Annotated in this window: 22 protein-coding genes and 2 pseudogenes; 11 read left to right on the top strand and 13 right to left on the bottom strand. The window is 70.4% G+C overall.

Features of this window, described 5'->3' with window-relative positions; all coding sequences use genetic code 11:
* Window positions 1–339: 339 nt before the first annotated feature.
* The gene (locus PV341_RS17895) at window positions 340–3,123 is read left to right on the top strand and encodes a heavy metal translocating P-type ATPase (RefSeq protein WP_500358335.1); all 2,784 of its coding nucleotides are present in this window, start codon (window positions 340–342) and stop codon (window positions 3,121–3,123) included.
* A gap of 128 nt (window positions 3,124–3,251) precedes the next feature.
* On the opposite strand, the gene PV341_RS17900 is transcribed toward PV341_RS17895, so the two are convergent.
* Window positions 3,252–3,455, bottom strand: a complete 204-nt coding sequence (locus PV341_RS17900) for a hypothetical protein (protein ID WP_500358337.1) — start codon at window positions 3,453–3,455, stop codon at window positions 3,252–3,254.
* Window positions 3,456–3,463: 8 nt separating this feature from the next.
* Here PV341_RS17900 and PV341_RS17905 point away from each other — a divergent pair, with 8 nt between their 5' ends.
* Complete coding sequence (locus tag PV341_RS17905) at window positions 3,464–3,625, top strand: hypothetical protein (RefSeq protein WP_500332063.1); 162 nt, start codon at window positions 3,464–3,466, stop codon at window positions 3,623–3,625.
* Between the two features lie 41 nt (window positions 3,626–3,666).
* Here the strand turns inward: PV341_RS17905 and PV341_RS17910 are convergent, their stop codons facing one another.
* Entirely contained in the window at window positions 3,667–4,251 is a 585-nt protein-coding gene (locus tag PV341_RS17910; RefSeq protein ID WP_500358338.1) for a rhodanese-like domain-containing protein, read from the bottom strand.
* Window positions 4,252–4,307: 56 nt separating this feature from the next.
* Here PV341_RS17910 and PV341_RS17915 point away from each other — a divergent pair, with 56 nt between their 5' ends.
* On the top strand, window positions 4,308–4,586 hold the full coding sequence (locus PV341_RS17915; RefSeq protein WP_500332061.1) for a metal-sensitive transcriptional regulator: 279 nt from the start codon (window positions 4,308–4,310) through the stop codon (window positions 4,584–4,586).
* A gap of 58 nt (window positions 4,587–4,644) precedes the next feature.
* On the opposite strand, the gene PV341_RS17920 is transcribed toward PV341_RS17915, so the two are convergent.
* The 5 genes and pseudogenes from PV341_RS17920 to PV341_RS17940 form a co-directional block, all read right to left on the bottom strand.
* Window positions 4,645–5,388 (bottom strand): sulfite exporter TauE/SafE family protein, encoded by a 744-nt coding sequence (locus PV341_RS17920; protein WP_500358340.1) that lies wholly within the window; start codon window positions 5,386–5,388, stop codon window positions 4,645–4,647.
* A gap of 158 nt (window positions 5,389–5,546) precedes the next feature.
* Window positions 5,547–6,920 (bottom strand): MBL fold metallo-hydrolase, encoded by a 1,374-nt coding sequence (locus PV341_RS17925; protein ID WP_500358342.1) that lies wholly within the window; start codon window positions 6,918–6,920, stop codon window positions 5,547–5,549.
* 118 nt (window positions 6,921–7,038) lie between these two features.
* A pseudogene (locus tag PV341_RS17930) lies at window positions 7,039–7,816 on the bottom strand (TSUP family transporter).
* 512 nt (window positions 7,817–8,328) lie between these two features.
* Entirely contained in the window at window positions 8,329–8,787 is a 459-nt protein-coding gene (locus PV341_RS17935; RefSeq protein ID WP_500332058.1) for an ArsI/CadI family heavy metal resistance metalloenzyme, read from the bottom strand.
* A gap of 31 nt (window positions 8,788–8,818) precedes the next feature.
* Window positions 8,819–10,189, bottom strand: a complete 1,371-nt coding sequence (locus PV341_RS17940) for an NAD(P)-binding domain-containing protein (protein ID WP_500358343.1) — start codon at window positions 10,187–10,189, stop codon at window positions 8,819–8,821.
* 268 nt (window positions 10,190–10,457) lie between these two features.
* On the opposite strand from PV341_RS17940, the gene PV341_RS17945 reads away from it, so the two are divergent.
* Entirely contained in the window at window positions 10,458–10,823 is a 366-nt protein-coding gene (locus tag PV341_RS17945) for an ArsR/SmtB family transcription factor (RefSeq protein ID WP_500332056.1), read from the top strand.
* Between the two features lie 341 nt (window positions 10,824–11,164).
* On the opposite strand, the gene PV341_RS17950 is transcribed toward PV341_RS17945, so the two are convergent.
* Both PV341_RS17950 and PV341_RS17955 read right to left on the bottom strand, forming a co-directional pair.
* On the bottom strand, window positions 11,165–11,734 hold the full coding sequence (locus PV341_RS17950) for a permease prefix domain 1-containing protein (RefSeq protein ID WP_500358344.1): 570 nt from the start codon (window positions 11,732–11,734) through the stop codon (window positions 11,165–11,167).
* Window positions 11,716–12,054: a PadR family transcriptional regulator gene (locus PV341_RS17955; RefSeq protein ID WP_500332054.1), complete on the bottom strand. Its 339-nt coding sequence runs from the start codon at window positions 12,052–12,054 to the stop codon at window positions 11,716–11,718. Before PV341_RS17955 ends, PV341_RS17950 begins: the two co-directional genes overlap by 19 nt.
* Window positions 12,055–12,145: 91 nt before the next feature.
* Here PV341_RS17955 and PV341_RS17960 point away from each other — a divergent pair, with 91 nt between their 5' ends.
* Entirely contained in the window at window positions 12,146–12,736 is a 591-nt protein-coding gene (locus PV341_RS17960; protein WP_500332053.1) for a hypothetical protein, read from the top strand.
* Between the two features lie 86 nt (window positions 12,737–12,822).
* On the opposite strand, the gene trxB is transcribed toward PV341_RS17960, so the two are convergent.
* Both trxB and PV341_RS17970 read right to left on the bottom strand, forming a co-directional pair.
* Window positions 12,823–13,758: a thioredoxin-disulfide reductase gene (gene trxB, locus PV341_RS17965; RefSeq protein WP_500358346.1), complete on the bottom strand. Its 936-nt coding sequence runs from the start codon at window positions 13,756–13,758 to the stop codon at window positions 12,823–12,825.
* Window positions 13,755–14,168, bottom strand: a complete 414-nt coding sequence (locus PV341_RS17970; protein ID WP_500358348.1) for an arsenate reductase ArsC — start codon at window positions 14,166–14,168, stop codon at window positions 13,755–13,757. The genes trxB and PV341_RS17970 overlap by 4 nt, the downstream gene beginning before the upstream one ends.
* 71 nt (window positions 14,169–14,239) lie before the next feature.
* Here PV341_RS17970 and PV341_RS17975 point away from each other — a divergent pair, with 71 nt between their 5' ends.
* The 4 genes and pseudogenes from PV341_RS17975 (at window position 14,240) to PV341_RS17990 (ending at window position 16,383) form a co-directional block, all read left to right on the top strand.
* Entirely contained in the window at window positions 14,240–14,554 is a 315-nt protein-coding gene (locus PV341_RS17975) for an ArsR/SmtB family transcription factor (RefSeq protein WP_500358350.1), read from the top strand.
* A 37-nt stretch (window positions 14,555–14,591) separates the two neighbouring features.
* Window positions 14,592–15,341, top strand: coding sequence for an aquaporin (locus PV341_RS17980; RefSeq protein ID WP_500332049.1), 750 nt, complete (start codon window positions 14,592–14,594; stop codon window positions 15,339–15,341).
* Window positions 15,338–15,476 (top strand): annotated as a pseudogene (locus tag PV341_RS17985) (pyridine nucleotide-disulfide oxidoreductase); the annotation flags it as partial. The gene PV341_RS17980 and the pseudogene PV341_RS17985, both read left to right, overlap by 4 nt.
* 745 nt (window positions 15,477–16,221) lie before the next feature.
* Entirely contained in the window at window positions 16,222–16,383 is a 162-nt protein-coding gene (locus tag PV341_RS17990) for a hypothetical protein (protein ID WP_500332048.1), read from the top strand.
* Window positions 16,384–16,599: 216 nt separating this feature from the next.
* Here PV341_RS17990 and PV341_RS17995 read toward each other — a convergent pair whose 3' ends face one another.
* The gene (locus PV341_RS17995; protein WP_500358352.1) at window positions 16,600–17,064 is read right to left on the bottom strand and encodes a hypothetical protein; all 465 of its coding nucleotides are present in this window, start codon (window positions 17,062–17,064) and stop codon (window positions 16,600–16,602) included.
* A 420-nt stretch (window positions 17,065–17,484) separates the two neighbouring features.
* On the opposite strand from PV341_RS17995, the gene PV341_RS18000 reads away from it, so the two are divergent.
* A complete protein-coding gene (locus PV341_RS18000) occupies window positions 17,485–18,357 on the top strand; it encodes a hypothetical protein (RefSeq protein ID WP_500358354.1) in 873 nt (290 codons plus the stop codon).
* A gap of 269 nt (window positions 18,358–18,626) precedes the next feature.
* Here PV341_RS18000 and PV341_RS18005 read toward each other — a convergent pair whose 3' ends face one another.
* Window positions 18,627–19,706 carry a hypothetical protein gene (locus PV341_RS18005; protein ID WP_500358356.1) on the bottom strand — a complete coding sequence of 360 codons (1,080 nt, stop codon included), beginning with the start codon at window positions 19,704–19,706 and terminating at the stop codon, window positions 18,627–18,629.
* A gap of 1,300 nt (window positions 19,707–21,006) precedes the next feature.
* Between PV341_RS18005 and PV341_RS18010 the strand changes: the two genes are divergently transcribed.
* Window positions 21,007–21,420 (top strand): hypothetical protein, encoded by a 414-nt coding sequence (locus PV341_RS18010; RefSeq protein WP_500330824.1) that lies wholly within the window; start codon window positions 21,007–21,009, stop codon window positions 21,418–21,420.
* Window positions 21,421–21,588 lie beyond the last annotated feature (168 nt).

Below are 21,588 nucleotides of genomic sequence, written 5' to 3' on the forward strand. Positions count from 1 at the left end.
GTTGGGGGCAGCGGGTCCCTGCGGCGGGTCGGGGCGGGCGAAGGCCCGGATCAGCAGCACGGCAAGGGTGATGATCACTGCCCAGAACACGGTCATGCCAACCGCCATCGCGAACCAGCCCCAGCCGCCGATGCCGTGGCCGTACCAGAACATCGCCCTCACCTCTCCGGTTCACCAGGGACCGTCTGCGGTGGTCCGTTGCTTACGGCCACCTTCTCGCCTGCAGCCGCGGGGCGCAGGAGGCCGATGTTCCCCGGTGTTGGGCCGGGCAGCCCATACCGGGTGGGGGTAGCCGGAGGCACAGTGGACGGGGGAGGTATCGAGGAAGGCGAACGTGCCATGGGTGTTCTCGATGTGATCGTGATCGTCGCCGCCATCGTGCTGATCGCTGCGCTGGGCTGGTTCTTCTTCGGGCCGCGTCGCGCCCGTAACGCCCGGCTCGAGGACGGCATGCAGCGGGTGGAAGTGACGGTGCGGGGCGGCTACAGCCCCAATGTCATCCGCGTGCGCCAGGGAACCCCGGTGGAGGTCGTCTTCGACCGGCAGGAGTCCGGGGAGTGCACCTCCCGCGTGGTCTTCCCGGACTTCAAGATCGGTGCAGGACTGCCCGCGCACACGCGTACCGCGGTGCGGCTCAGCCCCGACCAGGCCGGCTCATACAGCTTCAACTGCGGGATGCACATGATCCACGGCACGCTCCTGGTCGAGCCCGCCGAGGGCCTTGAAGCCACCCTCCCCTCCCCCGGCGGCGGCAGCACCACGGCGCCGTCGGGTCCGGTCCCGGCGGGCCCCGCCGCGCCAGAACCTGCTGCGGGTGGCGGCCCGCCCGATCAGGGCAGGGCGGCGGCTGAGGCAGAGGCCGCGGATGCCGCCGAGCGGCAGGCGGAGATCGCAGACCTCACGCGTCGGGTCGCCGTCGGAACCGTGCTGACCCTTCCGGTGCTCTTCGCGGTGATGGCACACGAGTTGTTCGGCGCCCAGTGGGTGCCGGGCTGGCTGCTGAACCACTGGCTGCAACTGGTACTGATCACGCCGGTGATGTTCTACACCGGGTGGCCGATCCACTCCATCGGCTGGCTGACCTTGCGTCATCGCGGCGCCGACATGAACTCGCTGATCACGCTGGGCACGACCGCCGCGTACGGCTACAGCCTGCTGGTGACGGTCGCTCCCGGCCTGCTGCCCAGCGACCTGCGCGAGGTCTACTACGAAGCGGTCGGTGTCATCCTCACCTTGATCCTGCTCGGCCGGCTGCTGGAGGCACGGGCCAAGGCCGGCACCGGTGAGGCCATCCGCGCGCTCCTGGGCCTGCAGGCGCGTACCGCCCGGGTGGTCCGCAAGGGCTCCGAGGCGGAGATACCGGTGGAGGAGGTGGCCGTCGGTGACGAGGTCGTGATCCGGCCCGGGGAGAAGATCCCGGTGGACGCCGAGGTCCTGTCCGGAGCCTCGGCGGTGGACGAGTCGATGGTCACCGGGGAGCCGATGCCGGTCACCAAGCGCGCTGGGGACACGGTGATCGGCGCGACCGTCAACGGCACCGGTTCCCTGCGGGTTCGTGCCGCCAAGGTGGGCGCCGACACGATGCTCGCGCAGATCATCCGCCTGGTGCAGGCCGCCCAGGCGTCCAAGGCGCCCATCCAGCGGTTGGCCGACGCGGTCTCGGGCTATTTCGTGCCCGTCGTCATCGCGATCGCCGTCGCCACGTTCGCGGTGTGGTTCACCCTCGGGCCGCCGCCGGCGCTGACACTCGCGCTGGTGTCCGCCGTGGCGGTGCTGATCATCGCCTGTCCCTGCGCGCTGGGGCTCGCCACACCGCTGTCGGTCGTGGTCGGCACCGGCAAGGGCGCACAGGCGGGAATCCTGATCCGCTCCGCCGAGGCCCTGGAGACCGCGCACAAGTTGGACACCATCGTGCTGGACAAGACCGGCACCGTCACCGCGGGCAAACCCGTCCTGACCGACGTGCACACCGCCGACGGGTTCGGCGAGGGTGAACTGCTGCGCCTGGTGGCGGCAGCAGAGGCGGACAGCGAGCACCCGCTCGCGCAGGCCGTCGTCAACGGCGCCCGCGAACGCGCTGTGTCCTGGCCCGCGGCGACCGGGTTCGACTCGGTGACCGGCAAGGGGGTGCAGGCCACCGTCGAGGGCCGGCCCGTGCTGGTCGGGACCGCCCGGCTGCTCGGCGACGTCGGCATCGACACCTCCGGCCTCACTGCCCTCGCGGCCGCTTTCTCTGCCGAGGGCAAGACCCCGGTGCTGGCTGCCGTCGACGGCCGTCCGGCGGGCTTGCTGGCCGTCGCCGACACCGTCAAGGACGACTCTGCCGCCGCGATCGCCGCCCTGCGCCGGCTGGGCATCGAGGTCGTCATCATCACCGGCGACAACGCCCGCACCGCCGCCGCCATCGCCGAGCAGGTCGGCGTGAGCCGGGTGCTGGCCGAGGTCCTGCCCGAGCACAAGGCCGACGAGATCCGCCGCCTGCAGGGGGAAGGCCGGACGGCGGGCATGGTCGGCGACGGCATCAACGACGCCCCAGCACTGGCCGCCGCCGATGTGGGCCTGGCCGCCGGCACCGGCACCGACGTGGCCATCGAGGCCGCCGACGTCACCCTCATCTCCGGCTCCCTGACCGGCGTCGTCACCGCGATCCGGCTGTCGCGGGCCACCATGCGCAACATCCGCCAGAACCTGTTCTGCGCGCTGATCTACAACGCTGTCGGGGTGCCCGTCGCCGCGGGCGTCCTGTACCCGTTGTGGGGCATCCGTCTCAGCCCGATCATCGCCGCCGCCGCCATGGCCCTGTCTTCCCTCTCGGTGGTCACCAACGCCTCCCGCCTGCGCCGCTGGCACCCGCCCGCCCCGCGGCCGACGGGCGTTCAACCGCAGGTCGAATCCGCTGCCGGCCGGTCACCGGACTGGCCCGGACAACCCGGCCAGGGGACCGTGGTGGACCCGGTGTGCGGGATGCGCATCGACCCGGCAGCCGCCACCGACCGCCGCGAAAGCGCTGAGGAAAGCAACTGGTTCTGCTCCCCCAAGTGCGCGGCCGCCTTCGACGCCGAACCGGGCCGCTACGGTCCCCCGTCAGGCGGCCAGCACCAGGAGGGAAACCACCCGCGGTGAGCAACGCAGCAGCGCCGGCGAAACCGCGTGTAGCAGTCACCGCGGTGAAGTCCGTCCCCCGACTCCAGCCGCCAATCAGCGACACCCGCTTGTCCTGCAAGAAGATCCTCGCCGGCCCATCCACCTGATCACCCGAGCCTTCGTCCGCCCGGATCCGGCCGCAGGCCACTGGCCTTGCCACGCGGCTTGTACACCGACAGCGCCACGGCCACGAGCAGCACCGCCAGGGCAGCCCCCGCGTCAACCACCAGTTGCACCCGCATCCGCTCCTGATCGGACCCGGACAGCGCAGACGTTGCTGCCGCGCCCGCCACACGGTCGACAACCTGCATGTGCGCATGTGCACCAGCAGCAAAACGGTGGCAAGGACGGTCATCACGAGCTTTATCAAGACCCGGTAATGCCGGAACAGACCCAGGCGCTGCCCCATGACTGGACCAGCCCGGTCAGCAGCGATGCGATGACGTCGAACACCTTCACCGCGGCATACCGCCCTCGGTGACGTCGAACGCGGAGCCAGCGGGGTCGGTGTTGGGCGGCAGGTCAGCCATGACTGGTCTCCGCGGTCTCGGCACGCACGGACAACGCGGAGGTTCCGCTCTTGGGGGCCCGGTTGTGGGGGAGCCTGGCCAAGAGAGCAGCCATGCCGCAGGTGTTGGTCACTCCCGAGAAGACCAGTCCGGCACCGACAGCGCCGGAGATCCAATGCGCGGGCAACCAGGCCAGTCCGGTCAGAAAACCGATGACCACCAGGGACCCGGCGGCCAGTCGGATCTGGCGGTCCATGGGCCAGGTTGCGCGGGCTCCGGCGGTCCGCTCGACGTCGTGGCCGGCCGCCCGCCAGGCGCTCGTGCCGCCGTCCAAGGTAACGGCCTCGATGCCCAGGCGGGCCAGCTGGGCGCAGGCCTTGGCCGAGCGGTTCCCGGAGGCGCACACCATCAGCAGGGGTGTGCGGGCCGCGACGGTCTTCAGCGCGTCGGCGGCCTCCTCCAGGCGATCCAGAGGAATGTTGTGGGCGCCGGGCAGGTGGCCGGTGGCGTATTCGCCGGGGGTGCGCACGTCGATGACGGTGAAGTCGCCGTAGCGGGCGGTGGCCTGGCCTGGGGAGAGTGCGGTGGGGGCGGTCACGGAACCATGCCTTTCAGTGAGCGTTAAGATACGGGCGGGGGTATTTGGGAGGTTGCGTGGAACTCAACATGAGTGCCGACGAGCTGAAGTCGGCGCTGAACCGGTTGCGGCGGGCTCAGGGCCAGCTCGCGGGGGTCATCAAGATGATTGAGGAGGGCCGGGACTGCGAGGACGTCATCACGCAGCTGGCTGCCGTCTCGCGTGCTCTGGACCGTGCCGGTTTCTCGCTCATCGCGACGGGCCTGCAGCAGTGCATGACCAGTGAGGACCCGGCGGTGCGGGACTCCGCGCAGATGCGGGCCCGCCTGGAGAAGCTCTTCTTGTCGCTGGCCTGAGCCCCCGGCCTGCCGTGGCCCGGGGTTCCTGGCGGCTGCGACAGGCCACGTACGGCGGTCATCGCAGTGCTCCGATCCCCATGACCACGGCCACGGTCATCAGCAGGCATCCGAAGGCGCGTTGCAGTGTCGCCGGTGAGACCTTGGCGCTGAGCCTCTTGCCGTCCCAGGCGCCCAGGACTGCGGCTGCGACGAACGGCATCACCAGGGCCCAGTCCAAGGTGGCGGCAGTGGCCGCCCGGGCCACCAGGGCCGCCAGCGCGTTGGCGATGATGACCAGCAAGCTGGTGCCCACGGCCGCGCTCATCGGTACCGCCAGGACGGTCACCAGCGCCGGGACGGCGAGGAACCCACCGCCCACGCCGAGAAATCCGGTCACCGCGCCCAGCCCGGCCCCGGCCGTCGCCGCGCGGCGTGCCGACACCGCCACGTTCACCGGTGGCGTCCGGCGGCGCAGCATGCGCAGCGCGGCCAGCACAGCAAGCACGGCGAAAGCCAGCGTCAGCACGGGGGCGGGAACACGCGCGGACACCGCCCCGGCGGCTGCCGCGGGCAGCAGACCGGCCGCCGCGAACAGCAAGCCCGCCCGCCAGCGCACCGCCCCTGCGCGGGCATGAGCCAGCACTGCGGTGAGCGAGGTGACGACCACGATGATCAAACTGGCGGTGGTCGCCGCAGCAGGGGTGAAGCCCAGCAGATAGATCAGCGCCGGGACCGTGAGGATGCTGCCGCCCGCGCCAAGCGAGCCCAGCGCCAGGCCGACGGTGGCGCCGGCTGTCAGGGCGAGGATCAGCGCGGTCATGTGACGCTGCCCGCCGCCGGGCATGCGCGGGACATGTGCGGGGCCGGCGCGGCAAGAATGCGGCCGGGACTGCGTCGGGGGAAGAGCATGGCGTTGGTCCTTGGGTGCTCCTGCTCTGCCGGCCACTCGGGGCGGCGGCAGGCAGGCAGGCGGTGCGGTCAGATCCGGGCAGGGGTGACGAGCGGGAGGTCAGCGTCGGCGGCGGCTACGTAGACGTCGTCGACGGCCACCACGGACCGGCCGGCGGCGTCGAGAACGGACGCGGCGATCGCCGCGCGCATCCCGCCCGCGCAGTGCACCCACACCGTGCCCGCGGGCACCTCGTTCAGGCGCTGGTGGACCTGGTGAATGGGGATGTGCACGCTGCCCTTGATCCATCCACCGGCCCGCTCGCTGTCCCGGCGCACGTCCAGAACCACGGTGTCCTCGGCATGCTCGCGTGCAGCGGCCAGATCGGCGAACCTCGCCCGCGGGAACGACACGAGCTGGTCGTGTGCGGTGACCCAGTCGGCCGGTGAGCCGACGGCGGCCGCGGCCGGGCGGTCGATGCCCACGCGTGCCAGTTCCCTCTGGGCGCGGGCGAGGGCCTCGGCGCTGCCGGCCAGGAGCGTCACCGGCTTGCCCCACGGGATCATCCACGCCAGATATGTCGCCAGCTGCCCTTCGACCTCAAAGTTGTACGCCCCGGCCAGGTGACCGGCGGCAAAGGCCACCCGGCTGCGGAGGTCGACGACCCACTCCCCCGCCGCGAGGCGCCGCGCGATCTCGCCGGCCTCGGCATGCTGCGGCGCGGTCAGGTCCAGCGGCACGGGACCGGCGGCGTTGGCCGGACCCATGTGCGCGTAGTAGGCCGGCACATCATCCAGTGAGGCCAGCAGCCCAACCACGAACCTCTGCACGTCCTGGACCAGCGCCGGGTTGGACGCCTTCTCTGCGCCGATGGTGCTGTGCTCGCCCCCGGACTGGGTGGAGGAGCAGAAACTGCCGAACCCGTGCGTGGGCATCACCGGCACCTCATCGTCCAGTTCTGCGGCGAGCCGGTGCACCGAGGCGTGCTGGGCCCGGGCCAGCTGTCCGGTCAGGCGCGGCTCCACCAGGTCGGGCCGTCCCACGCTGCCGATCAGCAGCGACCCGCCGGTGAAGGCGGCCACCGCTCGCCCGTTCTCCTCCAGCACGTAGGAGGTGTGGTGCGGGGTGTGGCCCGGGGTCGCCACGGCACGCAGCACAAGCCCGTCTTCGATGTGCTCCGCGTCCCCGTCGGTCACCGGGATCCGCGCGTAGGCCACCGACGCCCCGGCGGGCACCAGGTAGCGGGCGCCGGTCAGCCGGGCCAGCTCCAGGCCGCCGGTGATGTAGTCGTTGTGCAGGTGCGTCTCGGCGACTGCCGTGATCTGCACCCCGTGCCGGGCGGCCGCGGCCATCACCCGGTCGATGTCCCGCGGCGGGTCCACCACGACCGCGCAGCGGGCTCCGCCCACCAGGTAGCTGCGGTTTCCCAGACCTTCGGTCTCCAGGGTGTCGGCAAAGAACACGGTCCTCTCCCTCCTCACGTTTTTACCCCCGGGGGTATCTACTGACCACCGTAACAGATACCCCGGGGGGTATTTTTGAGCGTGTGGTGGCCGCCGTCTCAGCAGCGAGAGCACACGGTCAGTGCACCGCTTGGGCGGCGTAGAGGGCACCGAGGGCCACGGCCAGGGTTCCCAGCGTCAAACGCAGTGCGGTCTCGGGCAGTCGGGGCTGGAGCCGGGCGCCGAGGTGACCGCCGATGAGGCCGCCGAGTCCGCAGGCCAGCCTGAGGTACCAGTTCGGAGCAGTGGTGTCGGAGCCGGCGAGCGACGGCAACGCGAGGTGCCGGCACCTGCCAGTGAGGTGACGAAGGTCGAGGCGAGCGCGGCCGGGGCGACCTGCGCGACGGGCATGCCACGCGCCACGAGAAGCGGGCCGAGTAGGGAGCCGCTGCCGATGCCGTAGATCCCGCCTCGGTTCCGACCACGAAGGCCGGGCGGGTCACGGCGCGGGCGGAAGGCCGCCCGTCTGCCCGCCGGGCGGGCCGTAGCGCGCGAACGCACAACCAGGTGCCCAGGGGAAGCAGCAGGGCTGCCACCAGGAGGCGGAAGACGGCGGGGCCGGGAACGGCGATGACGCGGATGACCGCACCGACGACGACGCCCGGCGGCGTTCCGCGGACCCGCCGGCGGGACAGCGGTCCGTGCACCAGACCGTCACGGTGGTAGCGGGCCGGTGCTCCGGGACCGGCCACGACGTTGAACAGCAAATTGGTCGGGGTGACCGCCGGGCTGGGCACGCCGAGCACACTCAACTGCACCGGCAGCAGGAGGATCACCCCCGAGACCCCGACCGGTGCAGTCACCGGTGCGATCAGCAGGCCGGCAGCCAGCCGGGCCAGCCCCGACTCCCAACCCATCACACCCCCGCCGCCCCCGGTCGTCGTCCCGAGTGTCTCGCGGCCATCTCCCGGCACACCCGCCGGGGCCGGTGACCGCCGGGACGAAGAGATGAGGCAGGCGCCACGGGTGGCTGCCCGCCCCTCAGCGGCCACGAGCACCACCGGCAGTGTGCTGTTTGTTGGTGTGGGAGTCGGGCCCGAAGCCGCAGGAGACGGCGTATGACCGCGTTGCGCGTCCCACCGCCGACGCCTGAGCGGTATCCGGCCCGGCGAAGGGCGCCAGGGTGCTGTCCCTTGAATGATCAGCGGGGCTCGGTGGAGCGGGCACCGGCCGCGGGGCGACGGCGTTCGCGGGGGCGGTTGAGGGCGTGCTGGCCGGGTGCGAGTATCCGCCGCGGCCGGGGAAGGCGTGGTAGACGGCGCCCCAGCCGGCGATCTGCGTGAGGCAGAGTGCGGGCAGGGCGGCGCGCGGCCTGGACCGGCCCCCTTCTCCGGTCCAGGCCGCGCGTGATGGGAGGTTGGTCACGTGGTCAGCAGCAGCCGCCGACTGCGGAGGCCTGGGGTTCGGCCGGGGTGGCGTCGGTGCTGCAGCAGGTGCCGGCCGGTTGCTTGGTCAGGTCTCCGGCGTCGGCCTTGACGACGTAGACCTCCCAGGGCTCCTTGCCGGGGCCGTGGACCCAGACCTTGTCCTGCAGGGCGTAGCAGCAGGAGGTGTCGGTCTCTTCGGTGGTGGCCAGGCCCGCTTGGTCGAGTCGGCGGGTGGCGGCGGTGACGTCGTCGGTGGAGGCGACTTCGACGCCGAGGTGGTCGATGCGGGTGTCCTCGCCGGGCTCGCCTCGGAACAGGACGAGCTTGAGCGGGGGTTCGGCGATGGCGAAGTTGGCGTAGCCCTCGCGGAGCTTGGCCGGTTCGGTGCCGAAGAGCTTGGTGTAGAAGGCGATGGACGCCTCAAGGTCGGGGACGCGGAGGGCGAGCTGTACGCGGGACATGACGTGCCTCTTCTCTCCGGGTGGGTGGGTGTCAGCAGCCGCCGCTGGTGGCGGGGGCGCCGATACCGATCTGCAGGACAGCCGGGGCAGCGCAGCAGCCGCCACCTGCGTCCTGGGTGGTGTCGGGCTGGTCGAACAGACCGGCACCGCCGCACACGCCGGTGTCGGGGAGGGTGAGCTCGACGCGTTCGGCGGCCTCGCGGTCGCCGGCGATGGCGGCGGCGACGGAGCGGGTCTGCTCGTAGCCGGTCATGGCCAGGAAGGTCGGGGCGCGGCCGTAGGACTTCATGCCGACCAGGTAGACGTCCTGCTCGGGGTGGGACAGTTCGTTCACGCCGTGCGGGTAGACGGTGCCGCAGGAGTGCAGGTTGGGGTCGATCAGCGGGGCGAGGGCGGTCGGGGCCTGCAGGCGCTCGTCCAGGCCGAGCCGGATCTCCGACAGGAACGTCAGGTCGGGACGGAACCCGGTCAGCGCGATGGCCTCGTCGACGGGTTCCAGGCGGCGTCCGTCTTCGGCGACCAGGACGAGGCGGCCGTCGGTGTGGCGTTCGATGGCTTCGGTGCGGAAGCCGGTCACGGCGTTGGCGTGGCCGTTGTCGACGGCGGCCTTGGCGGCCAGGCCGAGGGCTCCGCGGGCGGGGAGCTGGTCGGCTGCTCCGCCGCCGAAGGTGTCACCGGAGATGCCGCGCCGCAGGATCCACACGGCGTGCGTGCCGGCGCCGTCGTCGGCCTTGGCCAGGTCGGCGAGGTAGGCGAGGGCGGTGAAGGCGGAGGCGCCGGAGCCGATCACGGCGGTGCGCTTGCCCGCGTAGCGGGCGCGCACGGCAGGGTCGTTCAGGTCCGGGACGCGGTAGGTGATGCGGTCGGCCGCTGTCCTCTCGCCCAGGGCTGGCAGTCCGTTGCCGCCGGCCGGGCTGGGCACGGCCCAGCTGCCGGAGGCGTCGATGACGGCGCGGGCGGTGACGCGCTCCTCACGGCCGTCGGCGTGTGCGATCTGCACCACGAACGGCTGCGTTTCCCGGTCGGCGTCCACGATCCGGTCGCGTCCGGCCCGGGAGACCCCGGTCACCGTGGTTCCGTAGCGGACCTTGTCACCCAGGACGTCGGCGAGCGGCTGCAGGTACTGCTCGGCCCAGTCGCCGCCCGTCGGGTAGGTGGCGCCGTCCGGGCGGACCCACCCGGTGGGGGCGAGCAGCTTCTCCGCCGCCGGGGCGGTGACCTCGGCCCAGGTGGAGAACAGCCGCACGTGCGACCACTCGCGCACCACGCTGCCTGCGACCGGGCCGGCCTCCAGCACCAGGGGTTCGATACCTCGCTCCACCAGGTTGGCGGCAGCGGCAAGCCCTGCGGGCCCGGCTCCGATCACGACGACAGGCAGCTCGGTGGTGACAGGCGCGTTCACGACGACTCCTCGGTGTTTCGACATCTGTCGATACATGCTTTGCGCCGCCAGGATTGCAGTTGCTTCGACGAACGTCAACATAGACATCCATGGAATCAGAAGATTCATCCGTGGAGCGGATCGAGGCCGCGATAGCCGGGTCGTGCACGCGGTGCGCGGGACGGGCAGGGCCTGTGCCGCCACAGCCCACAGACCGGCCGGACGCTTTGTCCGCACCGGCGAGGTCGGCCCCTCGCCTCTATAGTTCGACGTATGTCAACATAGACGTATGTCGAATGTGGAGCTGCTGCCGGTCCTGGACTCCGAGGTCGTCGTGCCGTGCTGCCCGCCGCTGACCGAACGGCCCTTGGACGCGGAGGAGGCCGAGCGGGCCGCCAAGATGTTCAAGGCTCTCGGCGACCCGGTCCGGCTCCGCCTGTTCTCCGCGGTCGCCTCCCACGAGGGCGGCGAGGCGTGCGTGTGCGACATCTCCGACGTCGGCGTGTCCCAGCCGACCGTCTCCCACCATCTGAAGAAGCTCAAGGAAGCCGGTCTGCTCAGTTCCGAGCGACGCGGCACATGGGTCTACTACCGCGTCGAACCGTCGGTAGTGGCCGCGATGAGCAAGCTTCTGGCTGGCGCCGCGGCGGCCTGAGGCTCCGACGAGCCGCCCGGTTCGTCGTCAGCGTTTGGTCTCCGCGAGCTGGGCCACGCACTCCACCAGCCCTCAGGCCCACGCTCTCACCGCCATCTACCATCTGCGAAAACTCGTGACTTGGCGCCCGTCCGCGCCAGGGCGTCACCAGTTGCAGCCGGGGCGGCGCAGCAGTCCTCGCCGTGCCCGGCAACGCGACCTTCCCTGTTGCCGCAGGCGCATGTCGGTTGTCGGTCGGGGCCACGTGCACGGGTGCTCGGACGGGACTTGCATCCGGTACCCAGGTACAGCCATCGGGCCCTGGGCACAGGATCGCCCTGCCTTCACGAGTGGAGGGAACGTCAGGCGATTGGGCGGAGGCGCGGAAGTGCGCGCAGAGTCAGGGCGAGCCGACAGGCGCTTGCGGTGGCCGCGAGCACGAGGGGGCCGGTGAGCGTCGGCGCGAGTAGGGCGAACATGGTCAGCGCTGCGGCGTCGAGAGCCACCAGGCCGGTACCGGCCGCGATCGCAGCGGGCCGGATGCGGCGGTACGGTCCTCGCCAGGCGACCGCGAGCGCACTGACGACGAGCAGGGCCAGCGGCAGGGCCGCGTGCGCGGCGGCGGGCATGGTTCGCCAGGTTGGCGTGGTGACAAGCACGGTGGCCCAGCAGCCGCCGACCAGGGGGCCGGTGGCAAGCAGTCCGCGGGCGAGTCGGCGCCCAGGGGCGATGTGCGCGAAAGCGGCAGTGACCTGTTCGAGGGTGCCGAAATCGGCGATGGCCACCTCGGCCGCGGCGTCGGGGGCGAGTCCCTGGTCGCGGAGGTCGTCGTAAGACGCGAGCAGGCCGTCGGTCAGTTCAGCGGCGATGTCCGCGGGCAGCCGCTCGTGCAGAGCGTCCAGGTAGGCGCCGATCAGGTGGAGCGTGGCCACGGCTGGCCCTCCAACAGGGTCGTGACGAGCGCGGAGAATTCCTGCCAGCCGGTGCGCTCGCCGGCCAGGGCGGCGTGGCCGGCCTTGGTGAGCGTGTAGCTGCGGCGGGGACGGGGGCCGTCGGTGTCCCAGGTGCCGCTGATCAGACCGGACTCCTCCAGGCGGCGCAGCGCCGGATAGACGGTGCCGGTGGGCAGGTCGATGCGTCCGGCCGAGCGGTCGCGCAGTGCCTCCTTGACCGCATAGCCGTGCCGGGGGCCCTCTTCGAGCGTGGCCAGCAGCAAGGCATCCAAGTGACCTTTCAGTACTTCTGCCCTCATGCGTAGTGACGCTACTGGTCCAGGGCTCCCGGACCAGATACCGAGCAGTAGCGTTCCTATATAGGTAGCCACACTACTCAGGGGCCGACGGATGGACCTTTTCGGGCTCCACGTGCCGGAGACATCGCCGGTCTTCCTGGGCTTCCTGGCTGTGCACGTGGTGGCGGCGCTGGTGGCCGTGGTGGCCGGAGCGGCGGCTGCGCTGGTGCGGCGCAAGGGCAGCGGGCGACACAGCAATTTCGGCGGTGTGTACCTCTGGGCGATCTGCGCGGTCTTCGCCACCGCCACGGCCCTGACGGCCATGCGCCCGCGCGAGGACTACCACCTGTTCCTGATCGGCTCGGTGGCGTTCGCCGGGGCAGGTCTCGGGCGTACGGCCAGGCGTCGACGCTGGTCCGGCGATGCGGCGCACATCATCGGCATGGGCGGTTCCTACGTCGCGATGCTGACCGCGTTTTACGTGGACAACGGTCCTCAACTGCCGGTCTGGGATCGGCTGCCCACTGTGGCCTACTGGCTACTTCCCGCCGCAGTCGGAACCCCGCTGATCTGGCGCGCCGACCGCCGTGCCCGCGCGCGGGCCTCCACCCTCGGCGTCGGGCAGACGCGGTTCCTCCGGGAGGACGCCCCCGGACGGCTTTCCGAGGAAGATCCGAGCCCTGACGGCGTCGGACACGGATGACGGGGCCTCAACTGGTCGCGGTCGGCCAAGACTTCGACGGGCCGGCGTCCCTACCGGGTGCCGGCCCGTCAGTGTCCGCGCGACCGTCAAAGGGCGGCGAGATAGCGCTCGGCGTCCAAGGCGGACGCGCAGCCGGTGCCGGCGGCGGTGATGGCCTGGCGGTAGGTGTGGTCGACCACGTCGCCGGCGGCGAAGACGCCGGGGATCGCGGTGCGGGTGCTGGGCGCGTCGACCTTCAGGTAGCCCTCTTCGTCCAGGTCGAGGACGCCCTTGAACAGCTCCGTGCGCGGGTCGTGGCCGATCGCCACGAACAGGCCGGTCACGGGCAGTTCACGGGTGTCGCCGGTCTTGGTGTCCTTCAGCGTCAGGCCCGACAGCTTGCCGTTGGTGCCGTGTATGGCGGCGACTTCGCTGTCCCAGGCGAAGGAGATCTTCGAGTCGGCGAAGGCCCGCGCCTGCATGGCCTTGGAGGCGCGCAGGGTGTCGCGGCGGTGGACGATGGTGACGGTCTTGGCGAAGCGGGACAGGAACGCCGCTTCTTCGATGGCGGTGTCGCCGCCGCCGATGACGACGATGTCGTGCTCGCGGAAGAAGAACCCGTCACAGGTGGCGCAGTACGACACGCCCCGGCCGGACAGTTCGCCCTCGTTCGGCAGGCCGAGCCTGCGGTGCTGCGAGCCGGTGGCGAGGATCACGGCCTTGGCCCGGTGGACGGTGCCCTCGGAGTCGGTGACGGTCTTGACGTCCTCGCTGAAATCGACCGCACTCACGTCGTCCGGGACGAGTTCGGCTCCGAACCGCTCGGCCTGGGCCCGCATGTCGTCCATCAGGTCCGGGCCCATGATGCCGTCGCGGAAACCGGGGAAGTTCTCGACCTCGGTGGTCTGCATCAGCGCGCCACCAGCGGTGACCGAGCCCTCGAAGACCAGCGGTTTCAAAGAGGCGCGGGCGGTGTAGAGCGCGGCGGTGTACCCGGCGGGCCCGGAGCCGATGACGATGACCTCGCGGACCTGCTCGCTCATGCCTTCGGCTCCGGGGCGATCTCGGCGATCAGGCCCTCGATCCGGGTCTTGATCTCGTCACGGATGGGGCGGACGGCTTCGACGCCCTGACCGGCCGGGTCCTCCAGCGTCCAGTCCAGGTAGCGCTTGCCGGGGAAGACGGGGCAGGCGTCGCCGCAGCCCATGGTGATGCACACGTCCGAGGCCTGGACCGCCTCGACGGTCAGCACCTTCGGGATCTCGGCCGACACGTGGATGCCGACCTCCTTCATCGCCTCGACGACGGCCGGGTTGACCTGGTCGGCAGGGGCGGAGCCGGCCGAGCGGACCTCCACGCGGTCCCCGGCGAGGTGGGTGAGCCACGCAGCGGCCATCTGGGAACGGCCGGCGTTGTGGACACAGACGAAGAGCACGGAGGGCTTGTCGGACACGGTGGTCTCTCTTGTCTACGACGGGATGCCCGGGCTGGCATCAGCCCCGGCTGATGTGACAGTATCAGCCCATGCTGACGTCAGTCGACACTGATCTGATCCGGGTTCTGGCGGACCCGCTCAGGCTCCGGATCGTGAGCCTGCTCGCCCGCGAGACGCTGTGCACGACGCATCTCGTGGAGGAGACGGGCGCCCGTCAGACCAACCTCTCCAACCACCTGAAGGTGCTCAGGGAGGCCGGTGTTGTCGAGACCGAGCCGTGCGGCCGGTTCACGTACTACCGGCTGCGGCCGGAGGTCATCGAGAGCCTGGCCGGGTCCTTCACCGATCTGGCCGCCACCGCGCGGGCCACCGCCGAGAACAACACCAAACGCGCCTGCCCCTGATCCCCGTCCCCCTCGCGCCTCGCCGACAGGAGTCCCGTTGAGCGCCACCGAGACCGCCCCCGTGATCACGGCGGAATCCGCCCCCGCCGTTGTCCCCACACCGCGTGTCCCGTTGACCCGCCGGGCAGCCGCAGAGCTGGTCGGCACGGCGGCCCTGGTCGCCATCGTGATCGGCTCCGGCATCCAGGCCACCGAGCTCAGCAAGGACGTGGGGGTCCAACTACTGGCCAACGCCATCGCCACGGTCTTCGGCCTGGGCGTGCTCATCGCCCTGCTCGGCCCGGTCTCCGGCGCGCACTTCAACCCCGTCGTCACCCTCGCCGAGTGGTGGACCTCCCGCCGCGAGGGCGGGGACGGCGTCACAGCCCGCGAAGCCGCCGCCTACATACCGGCTCAGATCGTCGGGGCGATCGCCGGCGCGATCCTGGCCGATGCCATGTTCGCCGAGCCCCTGGTGAAGTGGTCCACCCACGACCGCTCCGCCGGGCATCTGCTGCTCGGCGAGGTCGTCGCCACCGCGGGCCTGGTGCTGCTGATCTTCGGCCTGGCCCGCACACAGCGGCTGCACTTCGCACCGGTCGCCGTGGCGACCTACATCGGCGCCGCCTACTGGTTCACCTCCTCCACCTCCTTCGCCAACCCCGCGGTCACCATCGGCCGGGCCTTCTCCGACACCTTCGCCGGCATCGCCCCGGCCTCCGTGCCCGGCTTCATCGGCATGCAACTCGTCGGCGGCGTCGTGGGCCTGGCCCTGGTCGCGCTGCTCTTCGCCCGCACCGAGAAGTGATCCGTACGACGCAGGTGGTCGTCCTTCGGCGTAGGCCGACCGGGCCTCGCCTCCGGCTACCACCTGCGTCGTCTCAACCTCGTCATCCTCGACGCACAGAACACCCCAGGAGGGGCCTGGCGGTACGCCTGGGAGCCTGGTGCCGGGCAGGCGTTTCACTACGTGCTGAAAAGCTGCCCTAGATGATCACTGCCTCGGTCGGACTTCTACGCCGGAGCCTTCCCGCTCAATCGTGCGGACCGATGACGAGGCGGGCTCAGACCACCCAAGTACTGCAGCGCTCCGTGCTGTGGCTCTTGCCGGGCCTGCCACGCTCAGCCCCCCTTGATGGTGAGCACAGCACCGGGCTCCAGGCCCTGGAGGTGGCGGTGGGTACAGGTTGTTCCCGTCGGTCCGCGCGTTGTTCGTCGTGTCTGCGTTGTGAGCACAGACCCTGTTCCACTGGCAGGGGCCACGCAGCGTCGCCGCCTCGGTCGCACTGTCATCACCTATCGCGGGTGCCTGCGTCGGTCTGTTGCGGCTTGGCTGGTGGTTGTCGGACTGCTGGCGGGCGGCCGGGTCGCAGGGTTTTTGCCGTCGACCGGGCTGGTCGCTGCTGGTGTTGCCCTGACCTGGGTGGCATGGACGTTGCGGATCATGCGACTCGCGCCCACCTGCCCAGCCCCTGGCGGCGGCCCGGGGCCAGGTGGCGCTAGCGTCCGCGAGCCGCCCGGCCCAAGCCCTGCCTGCCGGGCGACGCCATCTCTCTGCCGTTGCCGGAGGATCCCCCGAACGGGGCTGCCGCGATCGCCTGACGGCCCGCTCGCCAACCGCCGGGTCTGCTGCCTACGGGTGCCAAAGGTGGTACCCAGGGGAGGGAAGAGGGGGTGACGCGGCGCTGATGAGTACGGACGATCCGCTGGCGATCGCAGCGGTGGAGGCCATCCAGGCAGGTGATGTCCCGGCGCTGCACGTGCTGCTGCCGGAGCGTCCGGGCCTGGCGTCGGTGCGGCTGGGCGACGAGAGGATGTCGCGGACCCTGCTGTACGTGGCCACGGACTGACCTGGCGATCGAGCTGGTCCAGCGCGCCGCGAGGGACATCACCGACTTCTACACCTCCGCACGCCGTGCCTCCGGCTGCGGCTGCGGCTGCGGCTGCGGCTGCGGCTGCGGCTGCGGCTGCGGCTGCGGCTGCGGCTGCGGCTGCGGCTGCGGCTGCGGCTGCGGCTGCGGCTGCGGCTGCGGCTGCGGCTGCGAGGAGATGCCCGGCCGGCTGGGTTATTCGGGCTGGGTCACCGTCAGGGCCCACCGGATGTTCTCATCCGATGCGTCAACCCCCACCGAGAAGGATCCCGACCCCACCACACCAGCATCCATCGTCACCGAACCCACCGCCGGGCTACCGACCGGACAGTCCACCGGGAACTCGGCTACCTGCTCCCCCTGCCAGTGCATCGTCACCGCCACGCTGCCCCCGCCCTCGCAAGCAACCGTGAGCACCGTCGGCAGTCCCTCCCACGCTCCCCCGGACACCACTCCCCCATCGCCCCGCCATTCCTCGACCCACACCAGACCCTCCGGACCCGGACGCGGAAGAAGTCCCCCAGCCGCCACGGACGTCGCCACAGCGTCGGCACCGGTCATGCCGGCCGCACCAGCAGCCACCGCCATCGCCGGGCCCGCCCCAGCCTCCACAAAGGCCGCCAGCACCGCGGCCACCACGGCCCTCCTCGTGCTCTTCACGCCTGCCCCTCCCTGATCGCCTGTCATGACACGAACATCCTTGCCCCCACCACTGACAATCCGGACTGGCTGCACACCATCCTGGGGATGCGGGAGGGTGCACCTGGCCCTGCGGCCTCAGCCCACGGGAGGCCGAGCCGGGGCGCAGCCCAAGCCCGTTCGGCTTTCTGCCGGCAGGAAAGGCGTCGCCGGCACCGGTGCGAGGGGGCGCTGCCGGGGTCCTTGATGGCCGGGGTTGTCAGATGTCTAAGGTCGCGGCCATGATGAGGACCACGCCGCCGCGCCCTGTCGTTGTCGAGGCGCTCTTCCCGGAGCTGGGCGCTTTGCGGGGGACGACAACCCGGCTTCATCCACGGCCGGGCACACCCGGCCTGTAGCCAGTTCCGTGGGCGGTCCCATGCTGTGGCCGGCGAACGAGCCATGGCCGGTATGCGACGAGGCCCACGGGCGCGGGTGGGGCGACGGCCAGCCGACATCCACCGCTACCGGCAGATCCTGGCTGCTGCATGGGCCCGCGAACAGGCCACCGGCCCTACAGACGAAGAACAGGAGCTCCTGCACGAACTGCACCGCGAATACCGGATCCCCGGGGCATCCGAGGCCGACCCGCTGCCGATGATCGGCCTCGCGCAGCTGTACCGGGGGGATGTCCCCGACCTGCCGGTGGGGCCGGGTAACTGCGATCTACTCCAGGTGTTCTGGTGCCCCTTCAACGCACACGGCCCAAGCCGGTACGACCTCAATGTGCATCTGCGCTGGCGGCAGTCACGGGAGGTCAGCAAGGTACTGACCGCGCCACCACAGCCGCTGGTCGTCGGATCCGACGGCTTCGTGCCCGAGCCCTGCGTGCTCCACCCGGAGCAGGTGGACACCTACCCCTATGCCGGCCTGCTGCCCGAGAAACTGCTCGCCCGGATCGACACCTGGGAAGATGCCCTTGAACAAGGGGTCGAGCAATCGGCAGGCGAGACCACACAAGAGCGGCTCGCCTACCAGTACGACCTGTCCATCCCGCCCGGCTGGCGCGTGGGGGGCTTCGCCTCATGGCACGCAACCGCCCCGTACCCCATGGACTGCCTGACTTGCACGACACCGATGCACCTGCTGCTGACCATCGACAGCTCCGAGTGGGACGGCGGCAGCCGCAGCTGGCGGCCCCTGGAGGAGGACCAGGTACAACCCCTACACCACACCGCCACCCCCACCCAGATCACCGTGGGCCGCTGGGGCGAACTCAACATCTTCACCTGCCCCGATAACCCCGAACACCCACACCGCTGCGCCATCCAGTAGAGCACGACCTCGGCCGATGGCCAGCCGCGGTCCCCTGCGGTGCTCTTGGCGTCTTTAGCACTGGGATGCGGTGTGACCTGCTGTCTGCTGCGTCAACGGGTTTCGGGCAACCCTTGGGGAACGCGGCGAGCCTAGTGGCCTGGTAGGCCGCCCGTTGGCCATGACGGGAGAGGCCCCCGCCGTTGCGGGGCCCGTCGGTGCAGCGACGTCCGCGGGCCGGAACCACGGAGGGCACGAGCCCTGGACCGCGGTTCCGGCCCGCGCGTGGGCTACTTCGTCAGGTAGGCGTCGACGATGGTCTCGTCGACGGTGTTGCCCTGCTTGTCCACGGCCTGGGCCTTGAACGACACGCTGCCGCCGGCCTTGGGGTTGGTGATCTGAACCCGGCCGTCGCACACGCTCAGCTTCTGCCAGTGGGCTCCCTTGTCGTAGGAGGCCCACACGCTCAGGGACTTGAGGTTCCTGCCCGCGGCGGTGCCGCGGACGGTCACCGGGACCCACACCTTCGCCCGTGCCTTGCCCGTGTTGTCGAGGGACAGGGCGGGGGTGAAGCGCACGACGGAGGTGGGGAGCTTGGTGATCCCCGGAGCGTACTCGGAGGAGAACGTCCAGCTCGTGGTCATGCTCGTGGAGACGTCGGCGACCGTGCCGCGCTTGACCGAGACGGTCAGCCGGTAGTCGGCCCGCTCGTTCTCCGCGATGTAGAAGACGTCCATCGGGTTGGAGCTGGTGTTGACGAGCTCACCGTTGCGGTAGAGGGACGTTCGCGCGCTCTCGATCGGTGAGCGGTTGTTGCTGATGTTCCCCTCGCTGTCCGAGAACAGCGGAAGCCGCCCGTCGATCGCCTCGTCGGCCCGGAGCAGTCCGGTGCCTTCCGGGAGATCCGGCCCGAAGACACCGACGTTGAACACGTGCTGGTAGGAACGTCCGGGCTTGAACGTCCTCGGAAGTGCGTCATAGGTGGACTCGTACGAGTCGTTCGCGTCGACCTGCATGAAGCCCAGCTGCCACGAGGTGTTCCCCGAGAGCAGGTGCAGGGTGCCGGTGTAGGGCAGGGCGTGCACGGTGCCGCGGCCGCCACCGCCCTCGGTGATCGGCGTGATGAATCCGAACTTGCCCTTGGCGGGTGCTCCGAGCTTCACCTGGACCTTGGCGAACTCTCTGGACTTGGCGTGGTGGGTGAAGCCGGTGAGGTACCTGTCGCCGGTCGGCTGGTACACCAGGTGGTACTCGTCGTGCCCGTTGACGCCGGTGGAGAAGCTGGCGACGAGCTTCTGGCTCAGCTGGTCGCCCGCGGCGGCCTTGGGGCCCAGGTGGCCGGTGCGGTACTTCGCGAGGGTGCTGGTCAAGACCCCGAAGTAGGTACCGGATCCGTCCGGCCCTGGTTCCGCGGCCCGTTCCGAGGGCCGGGGCCGAAGTCGGGGCCAAGAACGGCGTGGCCGACGATGCCGTGCCGGTGGGCGCGGAGAGTGCCACGGACACCGACGGGGAAGCGGCGACCAGCAGCAAGCTGATTCCCAAGACCGCGCCAATCGCGGGTCTCTTGGACGTGAATTTCACAGTTTCCTCTCACTCATTCACCCCGCGCCAAAGCGTGGATTTCACGGCGGACTTGAGGTGCGCCGCACAGCGAAGCACCCGCCCCGAGTGGGTGTCAACGGGTTGATCTTGGATAGACGAATGGTAAACGGGTCGTCAACCAGCAAGTTATCTCTGACATGAAGCCACCTTTCCACCCCAACCCGCCCACCGTCCGGCAAGGCAGGCGCAAACCACGCACCACCTGCGGTGATATCGCACGACGGCCGACAGCCCCATTCCTCCTCCACGAAGGAATCCATCCGGAATTCACCATTTCACCGCCCGCCCCATTCGCTTCGACCGGATGTGAAGACGCCATTGGGCGAGCACCCGCCCCAGTAATTCCGCGTCCGGACAGACAACGTCCGCTCGCACCAGGCAAGGCCGCCAAGCGAATTCATCATCGGTAACGCCGACTGGCACACCGCCTCCCAACTGACCGAATGCACACGCGACCTGAGCCGCAGGAAGTCATCGGCGGGCGATGCCGTTCACCTGCGGCAAGAAGAAGTGCACGCTACGGACTGGCGCCCGGCGACCTGGGCTGGCGCATGGATGCGACCGCCACGTGCAACGAGGCATCGACGCCTGCTTCCCGCACATCTCCCATGTGAAAGAGTTGCCGGACGACGGCGACCTCGACCTCAGTCGCGATCACCTCGGCCGGGGGACCACCCCACCGAGGAAGGCGAACAAGATCAGCGCGCCTCAAGGCCGACGAAACCCACCGACAAGCCCACTCGCCCATGCGCATCACCGCCGAACACACCTCGCAGCGCGAGCACCTCGGCGGCCCGCGACGTCGATGCCCAGCAGCACCCCGGGGACGGACAGCTTGCGGGTCACCTTGTCACGCAGCGAAACGATCACTCGCATGTGACGCCGGCCGAACCCGCCCCACCGCCACCTGCAGCGATGACCCTCCGAGCCCGACAGGTGCCGCGCCGTTCGCATCACAGGTTTGCCTCCGAAGAAATAGGAGCATATGCTCGTAACTGTTCGCCGGAATCACCGGCAACCGATCGATACGCAAGCCGGCCCCGGCCTGATCTTCGAAGGAGACACGACATGGCGAACGCGGAAAGCAGTGACACCGACCGCCAGGGACTCAGCTACTACCCGTGGTGGCTGGACAACCTGGCCGACGACGTCACCCTGGAAGGCGCCGCCATGAACGGCACCGCGCGTGGCGCGGAAGCGGTTCGCGCCATCGTGGTCAAGGCCCGCGAACTGTACGAGTTCCAGGACTTCAGCTTCACCGGAGACTTCGGTGACAACGGCTTCCTCGAGATCTACGACGCCGCGGTCCTCGGCGAGCCCATGAAGGTCGTCGTTACGGTCACCTGCAACGCCGACGGCCAGGCCCAGGAACTCGCCGTGCTCCATCGGCCGCGCAACACACTGCTGCTCTTCTCCCGCGAGATGAACAAGAAGTTCGCCGGCACCCCCCTCGCCGAACACTTCCTCGCCGACGAGTCCTGAGACGACGATCGCCCGGCGGGTCTCAGCGCCCAGCCCAGGCGCCGTCTCCTGGGCCGTCCGGCACGGTCGGCTGCGAAGCAACCCGAACTCTGCCCGTTGGGGTCCAAAAGGGTTCGGCCCACGGACGGCCTGAGCAGGCCCCGCTGGGTCGTCGAGCAGACCTTCGCC

Origin of the sequence: Streptomyces sp. PA03-1a, from assembly GCF_033792805.1 — a bacterium.
Lineage (GTDB): Bacteria > Actinomycetota > Actinomycetes > Streptomycetales > Streptomycetaceae > Actinacidiphila.